The sequence below is a fragment of the Bacillus sp. 05T22 genome (genome assembly GCF_056396765.1).
In genome coordinates, this window is sequence record NZ_JBFTMC010000292.1 from 1 (window position 1) to 447 (window position 447).

1 pseudogene is annotated in these 447 nt (G+C 36.5%); it reads left to right on the top strand.

The annotated features are described in order from the left end of the window. Positions 1–101: 101 nt before the first annotated feature. Positions 102–447, top strand: a pseudogene (locus tag AC1DIT_RS28520) (sensor histidine kinase); the annotation flags it as partial.

A 447-nucleotide genomic window follows, 5' to 3' on the forward strand; every position in this document is an offset into this window, starting at 1 on the left:
GGTATATCATATAGTAGGGTATATCATATAGTAGGGAGTAGGTTTTAATAAAAGTTAAACAATACGATAGTCACTATATTTTCAATTAGGAAGAAAAGAACATGAAATTTCTGCCTCGTTTTGTCCGATATTTCCACCGTTTGCAGTGGAAACTGACTTTATTTTACGTGTTAACAACCATTGGTGTTCTATTAACCCTTGAAGTGGTAGGCTTTCTTATTTCACTTAGTCTAGTGAAATATAATGCTGACCAAATGTTTGAACAACAGATAAGCATACAGGCCCAAAATATATCTTCTAACTTTAATGGACCATTGATTAATCAAAATCAACTGAAGAAGGCTTTAGAGGATTGGCCCATAGAAGTAGGGACTGAATTCGATGGATTTTCTGTGGTGACTGATCCAAACGGGAGATTACTCGCAAGTGCTGGAGAGAATGTGCCCC